Annotated in this window: 12 protein-coding genes; 5 read left to right on the top strand and 7 right to left on the bottom strand. The window is 40.2% G+C overall.

Annotated elements, in window-relative coordinates; translation table 11 throughout:
• Positions 1–23 precede the first annotated feature (23 nt).
• Complete coding sequence (locus ACQ2HE_RS02830; RefSeq protein WP_430894759.1) at positions 24–1,280, top strand: T9SS type A sorting domain-containing protein; 1,257 nt, start codon at positions 24–26, stop codon at positions 1,278–1,280.
• 63 nt (positions 1,281–1,343) lie between these two features.
• On the opposite strand, the gene ACQ2HE_RS02825 is transcribed toward ACQ2HE_RS02830, so the two are convergent.
• The 4 genes from ACQ2HE_RS02825 to ACQ2HE_RS02810 all read right to left on the bottom strand — a co-directional run bounded on the left by ACQ2HE_RS02825 (position 1,344) and on the right by ACQ2HE_RS02810 (position 9,710).
• Positions 1,344–1,892, bottom strand: coding sequence for a hypothetical protein (locus tag ACQ2HE_RS02825; protein ID WP_430894761.1), 549 nt, complete (start codon positions 1,890–1,892; stop codon positions 1,344–1,346).
• A gap of 470 nt (positions 1,893–2,362) precedes the next feature.
• Entirely contained in the window at positions 2,363–5,269 is a 2,907-nt protein-coding gene (locus ACQ2HE_RS02820) for an outer membrane beta-barrel protein (protein WP_430894765.1), read from the bottom strand.
• A gap of 153 nt (positions 5,270–5,422) precedes the next feature.
• Complete coding sequence (locus ACQ2HE_RS02815) at positions 5,423–5,863, bottom strand: hypothetical protein (protein ID WP_430894767.1); 441 nt, start codon at positions 5,861–5,863, stop codon at positions 5,423–5,425.
• A 76-nt stretch (positions 5,864–5,939) separates the two neighbouring features.
• Positions 5,940–9,710: a DEAD/DEAH box helicase gene (locus ACQ2HE_RS02810; RefSeq protein ID WP_430894769.1), complete on the bottom strand. Its 3,771-nt coding sequence runs from the start codon at positions 9,708–9,710 to the stop codon at positions 5,940–5,942.
• Positions 9,711–9,919: 209 nt separating this feature from the next.
• On the opposite strand from ACQ2HE_RS02810, the gene ACQ2HE_RS02805 reads away from it, so the two are divergent.
• The 4 genes from ACQ2HE_RS02805 (at position 9,920) to ACQ2HE_RS02790 (ending at position 13,000) form a co-directional block, all read left to right on the top strand.
• Positions 9,920–10,597 (top strand): sugar-binding protein, encoded by a 678-nt coding sequence (locus tag ACQ2HE_RS02805; RefSeq protein WP_430894771.1) that lies wholly within the window; start codon positions 9,920–9,922, stop codon positions 10,595–10,597.
• A gap of 73 nt (positions 10,598–10,670) precedes the next feature.
• Positions 10,671–12,320: a M20/M25/M40 family metallo-hydrolase gene (locus tag ACQ2HE_RS02800; RefSeq protein WP_430894773.1), complete on the top strand. Its 1,650-nt coding sequence runs from the start codon at positions 10,671–10,673 to the stop codon at positions 12,318–12,320.
• Positions 12,321–12,322: 2 nt separating this feature from the next.
• The gene (locus ACQ2HE_RS02795) at positions 12,323–12,757 is read left to right on the top strand and encodes an IPExxxVDY family protein (protein WP_430894775.1); all 435 of its coding nucleotides are present in this window, start codon (positions 12,323–12,325) and stop codon (positions 12,755–12,757) included.
• 9 nt (positions 12,758–12,766) lie between these two features.
• Positions 12,767–13,000: a 4a-hydroxytetrahydrobiopterin dehydratase gene (locus ACQ2HE_RS02790; protein WP_430894777.1), complete on the top strand. Its 234-nt coding sequence runs from the start codon at positions 12,767–12,769 to the stop codon at positions 12,998–13,000.
• Here the strand turns inward: ACQ2HE_RS02790 and selD are convergent.
• From selD to rho, 3 genes are all read right to left on the bottom strand, one after another.
• Positions 12,997–14,055 carry a selenide, water dikinase SelD gene (gene selD / locus ACQ2HE_RS02785; RefSeq protein ID WP_430894779.1) on the bottom strand — a complete coding sequence of 353 codons (1,059 nt, stop codon included), beginning with the start codon at positions 14,053–14,055 and terminating at the stop codon, positions 12,997–12,999. The genes ACQ2HE_RS02790 and selD overlap by 4 nt on opposite strands.
• Positions 14,048–15,097, bottom strand: coding sequence for a tRNA 2-selenouridine(34) synthase MnmH (gene mnmH / locus ACQ2HE_RS02780; protein WP_430894781.1), 1,050 nt, complete (start codon positions 15,095–15,097; stop codon positions 14,048–14,050). Before mnmH ends, selD begins: the two co-directional genes overlap by 8 nt.
• Positions 15,098–15,162: 65 nt before the next feature.
• A complete protein-coding gene (gene rho, locus ACQ2HE_RS02775; protein WP_430894783.1) occupies positions 15,163–16,824 on the bottom strand; it encodes a transcription termination factor Rho in 1,662 nt (553 codons plus the stop codon).
• Positions 16,825–16,873: the final 49 nt, after the last annotated feature.

Genomic DNA, 16,873 nt, shown 5'->3' with positions numbered 1-16,873 from the left:
ATTACCCTTTAGAAATGAATTTTATGAAAACGAATGGTACCCTTGTTAACGCATTTATGGCTATTGCCTGCTTCTTTGTAAGCGTTTCTGCATCAGCACAAGCTGATTATGTATTCAAAAACCCCAGCCTCGAAAGTGGCCAGAACCTTAAAGTAAACGCCGTTTACAGATTCCCCAGTGTTAAAACAGGAGTTGATGCTTTAGTTAAAATTACCAATATGACAGGTGGTTTTACAATGACTAATATCGATAGAACCGCCGATGGTTTTGGCGATGCGTTTCAACCTGAATATAGAGTTCCAGCAATTTTAGGAAGTGGTTATGTAGAGTTCTTGATCACTTTTGTACAAGCAGGTACAAATAATGTTGCCATTCAATCGAAAGTTAATACTACTGCGCTCGATATTGATGGAGCGACCGGTGGTGCCGGCAACCTGTTGAAATTGTATGAGTTTAACATGATTGATATGGGAACCGGATTAATTGACTACAACACTGTTGGTAAAGCTTTGGCGATTACTACTCAAGGAACAGCTTATACTGCTACCAACACTACCGGTGTAATGGTTGGTTCTTCTGTTGATACTGCTCAAGATATTCGTTACACGGTATTAGGTACGAATGTAAGTTCAATCACCTACCGTGTAGGTTCGAACAACCTGATCGGTTCTAGCACTCCTCGTTATGCTAGTTTGTACTTCCAAAGAATGAACTATTCTTTCTCTACACTTCCAATTAGAGACCTACAAAATTTCAAGGCAACAAAGAAAAGTGCAAGTGTAGAACTTGGATGGGACTTGGTTGCAAACACTACCATTGAAACGATCATTGTTGAAAAGGCTGTTAGCGCAAACAAATTCAATAGTATTGGAGAAATGTGGGTTGAAAAAGATCCCCGTACTGTAAGCATCAAATTTATGGACAACCATTTCAGCGGAACCAGCTACTACAGACTTAAAGTGATCAACACAAACGGATTTATCGAGTATAGCAATGTAATTGTAATTCGCAGTGAAGAACAGAAAACTAATGTATTGAAAGTATATCCTTCTTTAATTACTAGCAGTGCTACTGTTTCTGTAAATGCTTCAAAAACCCAAAGTACACAATTGCAAGTAGTGGATATGTTTGGAAGAGTTATCAGCAAACAAACCATTCATTTAACTGAAGGAAACAATAACATCAGTTACAGCAAACCAGCCTCCGTACAAGCCGGAAACTATGTAATGGCTATTTCAGTAGACGAAAAGATTCAATCACAAAAAGTGATTCTTCAATAAGCTTAATTTGTAGCTTTCTCTTTCTACCATCAAAAAGTCCCGCAGTAGCGGGACTTTTCTATATTAATTACTAGCTATATCAATAGTTTGGCCATCATACACCCGTAGCCAGAGCTTCCAAACTCCGGAGCTATGTTCCATTAATAAATCAACTTTTAATTGCTGAAACCCATTGGTATTGGGTAGCAATTGAAAAGGAAGCATAAAATTAACTTTGTCTGAGCTCGGCGAATCATACACCCCACTTAAGATAAAGGGTGGATATCCCTCAATTCTTATAATCGTATTCTTGATATGCTGAAAAACTTGCTTTAATTGTTGCGAGCATTCTACAAATGATTCATTTTGATAGAGTTCGCTTCGCCAACTATAGGCACCTCCATTGTTGGCGCTCTTTAATTGCACATAGGCAGGACCGCCACCTTGAACTCTTATAGTAGAATTGTATTCCTGTGAAGAATTCCCCGTTGCTGTACCAATAATATTCTTAAATCGATTGGGATAATCGGCAATGACCTTTTGAAGGGCAGCATTGGTTTGATTGGTAAACACACTTTGCGCATGCGTACTCATAACCAACAGGCACATAGCCAGAATGGATAGGTTTCTCATGACACGGGATTTATAATAAAACTATAAAATTGTGCCAGGCTTTGCAATAGGAAAAATACTCAGTATCTTTAAGAACAATAAACAAGCAATTCCGGCGTTGTGTATTGTTTGTTATACTAATAATCCTCTAAAAACCAGAATCAATGTCAAAGAATCCAATGTATTACGATACCCACCGTACCAAAATCTACAAGGGTATCTATCGCCCATCATCAAATCTGATGAGCTTTTTCAAATCTTTATTAGCTGTTGTTGTTTTGGGGAACTCCCCTTTTGCTACAAGCGAGAATCGCTACGGCAAGCATTAATAGCCTGAATATCAAATAGTTAAATTTATAGCACTTACCTCTGAAACCAAATACGTTAGTGCTAGTCCCCTGGAGCAATCCGGGGGATTTTTTTATAAGAAAATCCCTTCAAATAGACCTAAGTCTATCTGAAGGGACTCACTCGCTTTATGTAGCGATCTGTTATTGACCTCCGTTGGGGCCGGGCATCATCCCGCCTCCACCTGTTCTGAACTGACGGTTGATTTGACGTTCAACGCCTGGCGGTAAATTAGGCATTCCAGACTGCTGGCGCTGACCCTTGCTCAAATTGTATGTGAAGGTTAGCAAGAAATAGCGCTTTAACACCAATTGACGGGTATCTTGGATATAGTTATCACCTACACTTCTTGAAATTGATTGGTTCTGATTCAATAAGTCGTTTACAGACAATTTCAACTCACCATTTTTCTTCTTAAACAATTGATGCGCGATGCTCGCATTCCACAAAGGAATGGTTTGGTTAAACCCTGCTCCACGACCCGTATTTACATAATAGTCGAAATCACTCGAAAACACCCAATTCTTCAATCCCAAATAACTCACATCCGCAGAGTAGGTTTGCGTATAGTATTTCTGATTGAGGTTGCTACTCGTTGCTACTGAATAATTCACCTTATTGTATGCTAAACTAGCATTCAATCCTAAATTCAATTTCTGTTTGATATCGAGATTAATTCCAACCGTTTGCGTAATGATCCAAGTTTGTGTAATATTCTTTTGTTTGTACAGCAAGCTCACGTCTTTGTTATAGCGAATACTGTTGTTGAAATTGAAATTACTTCCTTTCAATTTCCCTTTCAATGGTAAGCCCAAGGTAACAAAAGAGTTGGCATTCATTGCGCCGTCTAAGTTCACAGGTCTAATCAATTGAACCCCTTTACTTACTGTATCAATACTATTTACAATCTTGTTATTGGTATTTCCGGCACTCAAATTCACATTCAAAAACTTAAATGATGCCATGTTGAATGTACGGTACGACAAGTTGATGTTGTTGGTAAACTCTTGCTTCAATGAAGGATTACCGGTAACAATTTGAAGAGGGTTGCTTACATCCGGAACGTCTTGTAATTGAGATACAGACGGTTGATTGGTACGGCCGTTGTAACGCATATTCAGCGTTTTGCTTCTCGACCAGCTGTATTGGAAATTAGCAGTTGGGAAGAAGTTAACGAAGTTCTGTTTAAGCGTGGTATCTTTCCCGGTAGCGGCTCTTACGCTTCTACTCGACAAACTCGATTGTTGCATTGCGCCACCAATTTGATAGTTATACTTAGCGTTCTGTACTCTGAAATTTGCGCCAATTCTGTTTGCCACAAAATCATTTTCAAAATAGTTGGTTTGCTGCAAGTTTAAAGAATCATACTTACCGCTGATCGTACCATAATCGTACACTTTACGATCGCTGGTATTGTGATTGTTGGTATACGCATAGTTGAATTCCAACAACTTATTATTAGCGATAGGCTCAGTGTATGACGCGCTGATAACGTTGTTGAACGACTTTGTTGTTTGCTCGCTCACTTGATCTTGACGACGAATACGGTTGATAGTACCATCGCTGTTGTAGAAAGTATAAGGAGAAAAATTCTCACCACTACCATCGCTATTGCCTACTGAGCTATTCAAGCCTAGAGTGAAAGTTCTACCTATCGTTTTAAATTTATGGCGGAACAAGAAATTATTATTCAACGTATAACCATCTCTTTCTGTGTGGTTGTTGGTTACACCGGTAATTGCTTGGTAGGTTTTTGTTGGCGACACAGAATTGGTAAAACTAGTATCGCGACTATCTGCAGTAGAATGCTGCAATGTAAAACTAGGAGTATACAATAACGAGTTGCTTGAATCCATAAAATACTCCAACCTCAAATTGAAACGGTGGTTTTGATTCAACGTCTTTGAAATACTCTCTGAAGTTTGTTGTGCGGTACTGTCATTGGGGAAGAAGGTTTGACGATAACTGCTTCTTTCGTTTCTATTCAAACTATTAGAAAAGAAATAGCTGCCGGTTAAATCTACTTTCTTGTACTTATCAGTGAAGTTTAAGCCTACGTTAGTATTGGTGTTAATACCATTTCCGGTGTTAACCCCAAAATTAGAACCACCGCCACCACCGAATCCGGCTCCACCGCCCATGCCGCCACCGCCACGAGATCCAAAACCTCCCATTGAACTAACAATATCTGAAAAAGAGAAGGTTTGCTTGTTTAAGTTGTTAGAACCTGCCAACAATGAAATTCTTTGATCGCCATTGAACTTATTAAACGACAAGCTGCTCTCATAACGATCGTCTGTACCACCTCCGGCAACAAATTTTCCAAAATATCCTTTTTTCTTGTCTTTTTTCAATTTGATATTGATGGTCTTTGTTCTACTTCCATCATCAATTTTTGTAAACTTGGCTTGATCGCTCATATCATCGAATACTTGAATTGACTCGATCATGTCAGCAGTAATATTCTTTGTCGCCAATTTAGGATCAGTTCCAAAAAATTCTTTACCATCTACAACCACCTTTTGTACATCTTCACCTTGAGCCTTTACGTTACCGTCTTTATCAACTTGTACTCCGGGTAGTTTCTTTAAAATATCTTCAGCATTCGCATTTGGTTTTACCTTAAACGCACTGGCTCTGAATTCAACCGTATCCTTCTTAACCTGAATTGGAGGACCTTCCACCACCACAGCATCTAAGGTAGTACCCTTGCGATCCATATAAATATTGTTCAAGTTTACTGTAGGAAAGTCATTTGAGATCATGAAGTTCTTTGAATAGGGGTCGTATCCCGAAAAGCTGACAGTTAAACGGTACATGCCCGGATCAAGATTCTTAATTTCAAATTCACCCTTTGCATTTGCCAAGGTATATCCAATAACAGATGAATCTTTTGCATTATATACGGTAACAGTTGCCTCTGCCATTGATTCCTTCTTCACAGAATCAATCAACTTACCTTTTACCGATCCGGTCACTTTTGTTTGGGCTAAAACAGGGAGCGCTGCACCTAACAGCATCACACTCAACAGAATAATGATTTTTCTCATAAAATTGATTAGGGGAACTTACTTATGACAGTATTAGACGCCGGAAGGTTAAGAAACTTGTAAGGTCTTCGTAGTTATTTTGTCCTTTAACCTTTCCTTTGGGTTAAAAGGCATTTAAAACGGACAAGTGGACGCCTCAAGCAGGCCTTAATTTCAATGTTTTGACTCCGGAAACAAAAGCTCCCGGTTTCTCAAGAAAACAGCCTTTTCAATCAAGCGTTTACCACCAAAACTTATACGCATGCCTACAAAATTTGTTACCACGGTGCCAATGAGGAGTCCAGTAGACAATTGACGATTGCTGTTAATTGTAGCCAAGGACACAATATTGGCAGCCAAAGCTGTAAATGTTAGCACTTTACCTGTTCTGTACCTTCTATAGCCCTGCTCAAATGCGATATAAGCCTTAGGAGAAATGAACAGATCATCTTTAAGCTTTCTTAAAGGCAACCGAACATCATTTTTATAATAGTAGGGAAAACTTAGAAGAATGGCCTCTTTGTTGTATCGATCTCGCAAAACGGTAGTCGAATCTTGTGCATTCGCTGAAAAAACGATCAGTAGTCCAATAGAAATTGCCAACATCCATTTCATACTGCTAAGATGAGTTTTAAACACTATTGATAAAGGTTACAACAAAAAGGCAAGGAACGAGTCCTTGCCCTATTAATTAGCTAAACAAATACTCAACATCTTCTTTCGTGAGGCTCTTCACAAAACCATCATCATCAGTTATTAAGTCTTTCGCTAAAGCTCTCTTTTTCTCTTGGAGCTGAAGAATTTTATCTTCAATGGTATCTTTACAAATCATTCGATAAGCGAAGATATTCTTCGTCTGACCAATACGGTGGGTACGGTCAATAGCTTGCTGCTCAACAGCCGGGTTCCACCATGGATCAACGATGTATACATAGTCGGCCGCTGTCAAGTTCAAACCCACACCACCGGCTTTCAACGATATCAAAAACACCCTGCACTTTTCATCATTTTGGAAGCGCTGAATGGCTCGCTCACGATCAACAGCAGTGGTACTTCCGTCGAAGTATTCAAAATCAACTTCCAACTCCTTCAACTTATCTTTGATCAACGCCAACATTCCTAAGAATTGAGAGAAGATCAGAGCTTTGTGATTACTGATGTTTTCAGTGATTTCTCTTCCAATTTCTTCCAATTTAATTGAGTGATTTGGGAACTTCTCTTGCTCATTCATAATAGCCGGAGAATCGCAAATTTGTCGCAACTTCATCAAGCCCTGCAAAATCGTCAACTGCGATTTCTGTATACCGGCCGATTCAATAGTGCCCAAAATCTTATCCCTAAAATCATTTCTATACGCATCGTAAATTGCTCTTTGATCTTCTTGCATCTCGCAGAACAACACCATTTCCAATTTCTCAGGAAGATCCTTCGCCACTTGCTCTTTCGTTCTTCTTAGAATGAAAGGGAACAACAACTTTCTCAAATGATCTTTTCGATCGGCTTCCCCGAATTTATCGATGGGTATGGCAAACTCCTGGCGGAAATATTCCATACTTCCCAACATACCCGGATTGAGGAAGTTCATCTGCGCATAAATATCAAAAGTGTTGTTTTGAAGCGGCGTACCACTCAAACACAAACGATGTTTGGCGTTAATGAGCGAAGCAGCTTTTGTAACCTTGCTTGCAGGGTTTTTAATGGCTTGCGATTCATCCAATACTACATAATCGAACGGAATGTCAACCAACAACTTAATATCGCTTCTTAAAGTTCCATATGTGGTAATGATCACATTCGTGGTCATGAACTGATCCTTGATCCTTGTTCTTTCACCACCATGATGAATATGGTATGTCAAGTTGGGTGTAAATTTCTTGATCTCATTCTCCCAGTTGAACATCAAGGTTGTTGGACACACTACCAAGGCCCTCAAATTACCGGTGCTTGCTTTGAAATGATGCAAGTAACAGAGCGCTTGAATGGTTTTACCCAAACCCATATCATCTGCTAAAATCCCGCCCCAACCCACTTCAGTTAAATAGTTCAACCAATGGAAACCATGCTCCTGATAAGGCCTGAGAATAGGTGCCAAATGCGCCGGTGGTGGCACTTCCCGAATATTCTTGAATTCTCTTAATTGCTCATATTTCTCCTCCAATTTCAGTACCAGCTCTTCTTCGTTTCTGTTCTCATACAACTCGTCGATCACACTCATGTGGTACTTAGAAAGCTTCAATTGATTCTGCTTTCCTTCACCAACCCTAAACAACAATGAATATTTCTTGATCCACTCTTCAGGCAAAATACCCAAAGTACCATCCTGAAGCGGAACAAATTGCTGTTTGTTGGAGAGCGCCTTCTTTACGTCGGCGATCGTTACTTTTTGGTCGCCAAATTCTATGTCAATTTTTGCATCAAACCAATCGGTATTGCTACTAATATGAATCTTGGTTTGCGGCTTCGCAGTATTGAATCGGAAATTCTTTAATGCATCATGTCCAAAAACAGGCACTTTTAGATCCCTCATCGCATCCACGAACAAGAAAAACCAATTGTTCTTCAACACATCTCCACCCTTCAAGGCCAATTGCTGGCCGCCATCAGGTCGAATAAAGTTGGAGTGCAAGGCTTCCAGCTTTTGAATGAAGTGCAACTCCTTCTCTTTGTCGCGCTTTACCACCATCACTTTATTGCCATCAGGTATTATTAATTCATCTTTCCCTCCGGGCTTCGTTTCAAAGCCTTTGTAAGTGAACAGCGGTTGAAATACCAGATAATCACCTTTCTCTTGTAACACTACACGCTTCTCCGGCTCTCCGTCTTTCACTTCACTGATCAAAGAAGGCTCAAATTCTACAGAATAGGTTCTACTCAATGGCAACACAGTTTGTTGCAATTGAACAGGCCAATCGGTTTTAGAATAACTTAATTTTCCTTTGCTTTCAAATTGTAAGAGGAGGTTTGCATCTTCCGCACTTCCCCAGCAATAAAGATTTTCTTCAAAGAAAAAGAGTAAGTTGTTTTTTAACTCATTGCTGCTAAGAGGAACATCTTTACCATTCAAACGAACCCAGCATTGCACTTCATACTGCGACTTTTCCATCTTCACCTTGAAAAAAGGCGTGATGAAATCAGTACTCATTCCAAAGGTTTTCAGGTCTTCGGTTTTAAACGATTTCTTATTCTTATAGTAAAAAAGTAATGGGTTCAGAGAATTCTCAGCGAAGAACTTTTTCAGTTTCGGATGAAGATAATCAATCATCAAAGCCTTGGTGTCTTCCGGCAAATCATCTTCTTCGTGATGTATGATGTTCTCCCATATCGCACTAAAAGGAGAGTTTCTGTTCAAATATTTAGTGATCTCGGAGGTGTGCATCTTTCGAAGCGTAGGAATCAATTGCTGATCCAACTCATTATAATCTTCCGGATTTACAAACTTGCTTAAATCAAGTTTCTCCACCTTTCCTACAAATGCATCACTGTTATCGTTCACTTCGCCACCAATAGCGTCTACTGTAAAGCCCGGATAGCTATCGTGACTCAAATTAAAAACAGCGCCAATCCTAGTTGATTTACCCGCAGGAACGACCTTCACCTCTTCTTCACTCACTACTTCCTTCTCAACAGGAGCAATGGTTGGAATTGGTTTCGACTTTGCAACTTCTTGCGGACTTACTCTTTTTATGCTCGTATCCAATACGCGTAAAAATGGCTTCCCTTCCTTATACGTAAACTCAAACTTACCGGTTAAATCGTCACTTAGTGAGTAGCCATAGGCTTCTAATAACTTGTTCTTTTCTTTATCCCAATTGCGAATGGTGTCGAAATAATGAGGACCATACGTATTCAAGAGATGCAAGAATAAAATTACTTTGGGTAAGCTCAAGGGATGATTGGCATCCTCAAATGTTGAACTTGTATCGAAGTTACGTTCTTCGTTCTTTCTTAATACAACGGGATAATTTGTACCGTCAATAGCTACACTAGCTTTTACCACCTCATCTTTGGCGTGTTCTATTCGTGGCTTTTGTGTACGCAAGTATTTCTCAGCTGCTTGATACGATTCGGGAGAACAAAGCAATCGAAGTGTTTTCAAATCTATAAACTTCATCTTCACCACCGTGTGCTTCTGGTCGTAAGCGATCTGTTCACTCTTCAACATATTCCGATCAATCAACTCTTGAAGTTGAATAAGTGATGCAGCCTCGTGACGGCAAATATCTCCTAAATTATAGGGGCAGGCACATCGTAGCGACATCGCCTTTGGGTCTTTGAACTTTTGGATATGAACTTTATAGTAGGTAGCATAACTGTCATCTTTTACGCGAAACGTAACAGAGTCCAACAGTTCATCAAAGTCAACCAACTCTACATATCCAATAGCGTGTATCTTTTTACCTCTACGGATCACTTCATCGGTTCCATGGGTGTACACATATTTCGTAAGATGGGGTAAGGCCATTCGGTTCGTTTTTTTTAGCAGCTTTCGCGTCAATACTTAAAAATGGCTCTTCAGATAAGGCCAATTGGCAAAAGTAAAGGAAAAAAGTCCAGTTGAAGAAACAGATTTTAAATTATTTAAATAAGGGGCGAACCGATAAAATGACCCTATTTCGTGGTCCAGAGCCGTTTAGGCTTCCATTATCCTGTTTATTCCAGTAATTTTGCCTCATGAAATCTTATCTCTTATACGCCCTTCTTCTATTGGTTGCAGTAGCTTGCGAATCAAACCCAAGCGACTCAGCAACCATTCAATCCGCTGCCATTTTAAGTGCGCCTTCAATTGACGGTAAGAAAAATGATGATTGTTGGAGCACTGCTCCCTCCGTTCTATTGGATAAGAATTTTGAAGGCAAACTGCCCCACGCCACCGATTATATGGGAAAATTCAAAATCTGTTGGGATGCAAACTACATCTACATTTTAGGTGAAGCATATGATGACAGCCTCGTTTATCCCGATAGCACAAGCCCTGGCGACCATTTCGAGTTAATCCTAGCACCGAAAGACAGCACCCAAACTCAAACGAGCTCCATTCAAGCTCTCCTCAACCAAAAACTACAAGCAGATATAAAAGATAGTATCGCACAAAAAATAATCAGCGATTCTAAAATCGCCGTAAACAGGCAAGACAAATCCGTTGTTTTTGAGATTGCCATTAAAAAATCACCCTTATTAGAAAAAACCTTTCTGAAAAACGGAAATGAGCTTCAATTTGCGCTTACCTACCATGATTTTGACAAACCGGGTGTTCGCAAAGCCATTATGTCGAATTTAGAAAAAAAGGCCTTAACCGGTGCCCAGGCCGGATGGGTATTACAGTATTCAAAACTGATCTTAAATCCCTAAAACGGTAAAGAATTTAACAGATTCTCCTGCTACCTTTGCACTATTATTGATTTTGATTTACAAACCAGTATACATGCGCACCTATATTACGATCGCTCTATCAGCACTTACATTAGTTGGTAACGCTCAAAAACTCAAAAAAGCCGACAAACCTATCTTTACAAACCTTCAAACTCATATCAGCTTCTTAGCAAGCGATGAACTAGAGGGCAGACGTGCAGGAACAGAAGGAGAGAAGAAGGCGCAAGAATATATTGTTAAACAGTTTGAAGCCATTGGACTGAGTCCAAAAGGAAATGATGGATTTCGACAGGAATTTGACATCAATGATGGAAAACAGATTGGTTCTGCAACTTTTTTGATCATCAATGGAAATGAACTAAAGGTAAATCAAGACTTCTACCCCCTTACTTTCAGCGCTAATGGCAGCACCGAAGCGGCGGTTTCTGCTACGCTTCCAGAAAAAGGCGTTCCCTGGTTTATTGATCTAAAAGAATATTTAGAAGAAAATAAAGACAATCCACATTTCGATCTTTCTACCGAATTGAAAAACAAGGCTGCGAAGGCCGCGGAAAAAGGCGCTACAGCGTTTATTGTTTACAATACAGGTACTATAGTTGACAATCTGAAATTCAACCCAAAAGATCGCCCTGAAATGGCGCCAATCCCGGTACTGTACATCACTGAGACCGGTAGAAAGAAAGTCCTTAGCGATCCGGAAGCTACACTTGACATGAAATTGAAAGTTGCCATCACCGACAAAATAAGGAAAGGAGCCAATATTGTTGGATACATTGACAATGGTGCTAGCTCTACCGTTGTAATAGGTGCACACTTCGACCACCTCGGATACGGAGAAGATGGTAACTCTATGGTAAGAACCGGCGAAAAATTGATTCACAATGGAGCCGACGATAACGCGAGTGGCACCGCAGCCATGATTGAATTGGCCCGCTATTTCAAAAACAAGAAAGAAACAAAACAAAACTACTTGTTCCTAGCCTTCTCTGCCGAAGAGCTTGGATTGAATGGATCAAAATACTTTGCCGATAATCCAACTATTGACTTAAAGTCGGTTAACTATATGATCAATATGGATATGGTGGGTCGATTGAACGACAGCACCAAAGTACTTACAGTGGGCGGTTTTGGCACTTCGCCTTGGTGGAGTCAGCTATTTACAAAGTACAGCTCCGATAAGAAATCCTATTTCACCCTCAAGTACGATTCAAGTGGCACCGGACCAAGTGATCATACCTCATTTTACAGAAAAGACATTCCCGTTCTTTTCTTCTTCACAGGTTTACACAGCGATTACCACCGCCCTAGCGACGATGCCGATAAAATCAATTATATGGGCGAACTTCAGATCGTAAAATTTGTAAGTTCAATTGTAGATGCAACTCCGGCCTATAATAGACTTGTATTTACCAAAACCCGCGAAACACAAACCACTACTTCTGCCCGCTTCAGTGTTAGCATGGGTATCATGCCCGACTATACCTATGCCGGAACCGGAGTACATGTAGACGGTGTAACCGAGGGTCGACCTGCACAAAAAGCAGGAATTCAAAAAAACGATGTTATCTTACAACTAGGCGATTTCCCTACCAATACCGTTGAAGCATACATGCAAGCATTGGGGAAATTTAAAAAAGGCGACAAAACAACCGTTAAATATAAGAGAGGAGAAGCCGTTGCTTCAACTGAAGTTCAGTTCTAGTTATGAAACTCAAAATTGATTTAGACGAAATGGAAAAAGAATTCTTCGAGGATACATTAATCCTCGGAGTGGTAGCGCCGGTAGATGATTATAAAATCTGCTGGCAGCTAAATCAATTGTTGAGTTATGACTTTAGAAGAAACGCTGATTTAGAAGTTCAGTTGAGGAGAAAACAACGCGACTACTACTTCTCAATTTTTGAATACCCCATGCCCAACAGTAGTTTGGTGCATTATGTGTACTGCAATCAAAACGATGGAGAGTACTTGTTGCCGGAAATGAAGCACCTTGATTTTATTTGGCTGATGAAAGGTGATGTTGTAAGTTCCGATTATTTGGAAGACCTTACCAAAACCCTTCGATCCATCCCTGCTGTACAATTGGTAGTTGAAGTTTCCCCGGTAAAAATCAAAAGCAAATCAAATCTGATCTTTTAACTTCTTCATATGTGGATTGAAAAAGAAAATGCCTTGTATAAAAAATTTGTTTTTTCAAACTTCTCAGAAGCATTTGCCTTTATGACACGAGTAGCTATTGAGGCAGAAAAAGCTAACCACCATCCTCGTTGGAGCAATGTTTGGAATCAAGTTGAAATATGGTTAAACACGCATGATGCAGGTGACATTGTTACCGAAAAAGATCACGCTTTAGCCAAAGCCATAGATTCTTTAAGCGCTTAAATCAATACTTCAATTCGCTTTTCTCCTGCTTGCACAAAACTTCCAATGGGGCTGCAGAAATCTGAAAGCCCATTCGATTTCAATACATCGATTACTGTTTCTACAGAATCAGGTCGTACTGAAAACAAGATTCCTCCATTTGTTTGAGGATCGGGAAGCAATGTAAATGCTTCCATTACATTCACGCCTTTCTCAAAACGTACACCTGCACTATAGCTGCTCCAATTTCTACTAGTTGCATCCGGAAAAATTCGTTGCTTGATGTAGTCTGAAACGCCTTCGATAAGTGGTAGTTTAGAATACTGCAAATGAGCTGTCAACCCGCTCCCCTCGGCCATTTCAGTAAGATGCCCTAATATTCCGAATCCTGTTACATCGGTCATGGCCGTAACACCATCCAACTGCCCAAGTTCATAACCAATTGTATTGACGGTAGTAAGGGTGTCTAGTAAAAGCGCCTTATGTTCTGATTGCAATAGTCCTCTTTTCATTGCCGTTGTAAGTACGCCAACGCCTAATGGTTTTGTAATAAAAAGGAGATCTCCTTCTTTTACGCTATTGTTTTGCTTTAAGTGTTTGTTTGACACCAATCCATTTACCGACAAGCCAAACAATGGCTCGGTAGTATCAACACTGTGACCGCCGGCCAACGGAATTCCAACTTCTGCACATACGGACCTTCCGCCTTCAATTATTTTTGTTGCCCATTCCAAGGGTAATTGCTCAACCGGCCAGCCTAAAATTGCCAAAGCCACCAATGGCCTTCCGCCCATCGCATATACGTCGCTGATGGCATTTGCCGCAGCTATGCGTCCAAAATCGTAAGGGTCATCAACAATAGGCATAAAGAAATCCGTGGTTGCCACTAATGATGTTCCGTTACCCAAGTCGTAAACAGCCGCATCATCTTTCGATTGATTACCCACGAGTAATGAAGGAAAGGTTTTACCATCTACCCATGCATCTTTTAATATTGTTTCTAGAGCCTTTGGCGCTATTTTGCAGCCACATCCGGCACCTCTTGAATATTGTGTCAGTTTAACTTCTTCACTCATATACTTGCTTTATTCGCTCAATAGTTGCCAATGCGTTTACATCAGCACATTCTATTTTTTTAAGTTGGTCTTTTAAATCTGCTCTGTTCAAGAGCCCTTTTGTATAATACTTGTCGTAGTATTTCAATAAAATTCTAAAACTCTCTTTAATATTCCCTTCCCTCAAGAAGGCAATAGCTGTTTTTGTTTCCAGTGGTCCCAAGCGCTTTTGGATGCGTTCAATAGATTCCACCATTTTCTCTTTATCCAAACTACCGTATTCTAATTCCAGGTACTCCAATCTTTTCTCGAAAGGAATATCTAAAAATAAAAGAGGTGCTGCCCTCATTTGAGCCCAAAATGCATGAGGAATATTGACGTGCCCGATACGTTGACTTTCATCTTCAAGCCAAACAGGTGCATCAGCATTCTTCTTCTTAAGAAAATACAAATGATAACTCAGAAGGTTTTCAAACTGCTCTTGAGTTGGCTGCTCGGGCATTCCTAAATGCCCAAAAGTGGATCCCTTATGGGAAGCCAACGCTTCAAGGTCTAATACCAATTCCGATTTTGCGAGCTCCTTTAGTACCCATGTCTTTCCAGACCCTGTATAGCCACCCAGTAAACTTAATTGATGAGATGATTTGTGGTAGTCAATCACCCAATTTCTAAACTTTTTGTATCCACCTACTAAACTATATACTTTGAATCCATAAAGATCCAATAACCAGGCTATTGCACCGCTTCTCATTCCACCTCTCCAACAATGAACTAAAATGGTTTTTGAAGGGTTTAACTGATCACTCGTTAATGCCTCAGCCTGCTCCACAAAAGGGCGCATTTTCGGACCAAAATAATCAAGCCCTACCTTGATTGCTTTTTCCCGGCTTTGTTGTTTATAGGCTGTTCCAACTACTTTGCGCTCCTCATCAGAGAATAATGGCATTGAGTGAGCTCCCGGGATTCTTGCGTGCTTGTATTCTCCGGGGCTACGAACATCTAATACCGGGTAGTTTTGTGCCAGTTCTAAAAACGCTTCAACATTTAATTTCTGAACAGCCATAGTCTGTAATAAAGGAAACAAAAAAGGCTGAATAATCAGCCTTTATAATTTATTTAGAAGAATGCTTATCCGTTCATGCTGGCGAGAAACTCTTCGTTGCTCTTGGTTCCGCGCATGCGCTTTAACAATTCGTGCATCGCTTCTTCCGTATTCATATCGTTCAAGTAAACACGCAGAAGATTCACACGTTGAAGAACATCTCTTTCTAACAACAAGTCATCTCTACGAGTTGAAGATGCTACAATATCAATGGCAGGGAAGATCCGCTTGTTTGCCAAACGACGATCGAGTTGCAATTCCATGTTACCGGTACCTTTGAATTCTTCAAAAATCACCTCATCCATTTTGGAACCGGTATCAATTAATGCTGTAGCCAAAATAGTCAAGGACCCTCCATGTTCTACTTTTCTTGCCGCTCCAAAAAACTGCTTTGGTTTTTGCATGGCATTGGCTTCCACACCACCCGACAACACTTTACCTGAAGAGGGAGCTACTGTATTATGTGCACGAGCCAAACGAGTAATTGAATCTAATAAGATCACCACATCGTGTCCGCACTCCACCAAACGTTTTGCTTTTTGCAAAGCTATGGTACTCACTTTCACGTGCTTTTCTGCCGGCTCATCAAATGTAGAGGCAATCACTTCTGCTTTAACACTACGTTCCATATCCGTTACTTCCTCCGGTCTTTCATCAACCAACACCACCATCAAGTAACATTCCGGATGGTTTGAAGCAATGGCATTGGCCACTTCTTTCAACAACACCGTTTTACCGGTTTTTGGTTGTGCTACAATCAAACCACGTTGTCCTTTACCTATCGGTGTGAACAAGTCCATGATTCTGGTACTGTATATAGAAGGTGTAGTAAACAAATTTAAACGCTCGAATGGGAACAATGGAGTTAAGTAATCGAAAGGAACGCGGTCTCTTACTTCTTCCGGACTCTTTCCATTAATTGTTTCTACTTTCAATAACGCAAAGTATTTCTCCCCTTCTTTTGGAGGACGCACTGATCCATACACGCTATCCCCGGTTTTTAAACCAAACAGTTTGATTTGAGAAGGAGATACATACACATCATCCGGAGACGACAAATAGTTATAATCGGAAGAGCGCAGGAATCCATATCCATCAGGCATCATTTCTAACACACCTTCACCGGTAATAACACCATCAAACTCTATATTGAATACTGGTTCTTTCTTCTGGTTCTGAAAGGTTCTGAAATTTTGCTGAGGAGGAGCCGGTGCCGGTTCAATGGGCAGGCCAGGTTCTTGAATAGAACTAGCTTCTGTTTGTGCCGGTTGAAAATCGATATTCGCTATTTCTGATGTATGCTCGCTTTCAACAGAATTGTTCGCATCAGTTTCCATGTCTGTATCATCATCCTCTTTCTTGCGTCCTTTCTTAATAGGGCCCGCTTTTTCAATTGGAATTTTTTTACGAACAGGCTCTTTCTTTATATCTTTTTTAGGCTTATCATCTCCACTTACAACTTCTGCATCTTCTGTAGCATTTCCTGTAGTGGTTTTAATAATGCGTTTACGCTTTCCTTTATCGTCTGAACCCGATTTGTCTTCACTAGCAATTACAGCTTGTTTGTCAAGAATTTTGTAAACAAGTTCTTGCTTGTCCATTTTCTTGGCATTCTGAATTTTAAGTTGTTCGGCAATGTCTAAGAGTTCAGGAACGAGCATGTCGTTCAATTGGAGGATATCGTACATAACAATACTTGAAAGATTAAATTCTTAAGACGGGCAGTCTTTTTGAGTT

This window comes from Endoryza foliicola, assembly GCF_050589245.1.
Classification (GTDB): Bacteria; Bacteroidota; Bacteroidia; order Chitinophagales; family Chitinophagaceae; genus Endoryza; species Endoryza foliicola.
This window is presented reverse-complemented; position numbering and strand designations above follow the sequence as displayed.